This is a genomic window from Cupriavidus sp. 05T42, from assembly GCF_056396345.1.
On the sequence record NZ_JBFTLH010000050.1, the window covers coordinates 1 to 1,739 of the forward strand.

Below are 1,739 nucleotides of genomic sequence, written 5' to 3' on the forward strand. Positions count from 1 at the left end.
GGCGTCGATAGCTGTCAGGATTCCCTGCGATACCGCGCCGTAAATCGGGATCGAGCTGCCGATCTTCAGTACGCCGTATTCGTGCAGGCTCTTTGGGGTTTTCACATGTTCGGCCAGCCAAGCGATTTTCTTGGTTGGGTCCTTGATGTTCGCGAGCGCCTTATCCATGTCGTCGGTGATAAACACGGCAATCTTCGCTTTCACATCCTTGGACGCAATGGCCATGTTGAATGCACCGATATTGCCGCTGGCGAAGCTTCCCGCCACCTGCCGTTCGGCGTATGCYGTCAACTGCCGGATCTGGTCGTTGCTCAGCGGCTTGTCGCTGCGCTTGCCTGCCTCAACGAGATTGCCGACGAACGTCTGTGCAAGGAATTTGATGGTGTCTCCCGCCTTGCCGCTGACATCGATCACGCCCACCGGCGTGCGCATCGTCACGCCGATAATCGCCATCCAGCGTGCGAGCGCGCGCTCGGCGGCGTTGTTGTTGTATTCGCGCAAGGCCGTGGCGATTGGAGCGGCAACGTGGACCAGCAAGCTGGCGACGGAGTCCGGTAGCAGCTTTCCATTGGTTTCCTGCTTCGCGGCGCGTGCTTTTGCCTTTGCGGCCCTCAGGCGCTCGGCCGTAGTCTTCAGTCTGCGTTGACGCAGGGTGTCGCCAATTTCCGCCGCCCCCATATCCATCGCCTCGGCGATGTCACGGACGGCGCTGTCGTAATCGGCCTTCGCCTTGTCCACCTCGTCTTGTGCCATAGCCGCCTTCACCTTCGCATCCCAGGCGGGCTTGAGCAACGCCTGCATGTGCTGCTTGTACTGGTCCATCAGCGTTCCCCACAGTACTTTTTCCGGGTCCAGCGGCATGGCGGCCATCTCGCGGATCAGTGCGTCCTGGCGCAGCACCAGCGCTCGCAGCAGCAGATTGCTCTTGTCAGTGATGTCCCCCTTTAGCCATTGGAGGTAGACCGCGGCGCAGCCGTCGATTTGCTGGGTTGTGGCGATGCATCGCTGCAAGGTCTCCGCGTAGGCGTCGCCGCTTAGCGCATTGCTCCCATCGTGCGTGCAGTCGAGCTTGTTGGCGAGAAGGTTGCTCTGCATCCATGCGGCGTGGGCCTTTGCCAGGGGTTCGACGTGCTGGGCGTGCAGCGCGTCAGACTGCGTCTTGAACCATTGCGCCACGCGCTATGGAGTTCCGGTTTGAAGCGGCGCAGGTAATTTGCCCATGATCCACGCTGGGCCGACTCGATGGTCTGCAGCGAGGGATGCCTGATCGCTGCGTACAACTCCTCCAGGCCCGCCTGACCGGCCATCCCGGCATCGTTCTCGAGCCTGTCCGCAGAGTCCTTTGCATCCTTGAACACTTGCCACCTCACCTTCTCGTCATTGGACTGCCGCAGCGACTTGATGGCGCCATCCAGTGCAACCAGATTCCGATGCGTGGTGGGATAGTTACCATAGCCGTTCTTCTTGTCGTACTTGCCCGCCGGGACGTAGGTGTCCAGCAAGCGCTCCTGATGCCAGTGGATCAGGGCGGCGAGGTCTTGCGCAACGCCGGCGGGGTCGTCCAGTGCGATGATGGCGGCCTGCATGTCCGGGCTGCGGCGGCGGCAGGCTGATTGGGTGGCATCGGTCCGCCCTACGCGTCCACCAAAGTTCGGCGCGGAAGGCGGCATGAAGGCGCGGGGCCCGACCGGCGCCGATCTTGCGACAGTTACGTAGTCGGCCACGGTGGTGGCCAGGGC

Annotated in this window: 1 protein-coding gene and 1 pseudogene; both read right to left on the reverse strand. The window is 62.1% G+C overall.

Annotation, left to right across the window (positions count from 1 at the left end; all coding sequences use genetic code 11):
• Positions 1-1,095, reverse strand: a pseudogene (locus tag AC1EJR_RS27240) (hypothetical protein); the annotation flags it as partial.
• A partial coding sequence (locus tag AC1EJR_RS27245) for a hypothetical protein (protein ID WP_477147852.1) occupies positions 1,035-1,739 on the reverse strand: 705 nt, incomplete at its 5' end. The pseudogene AC1EJR_RS27240 and the gene AC1EJR_RS27245, both read right to left, overlap by 61 nt.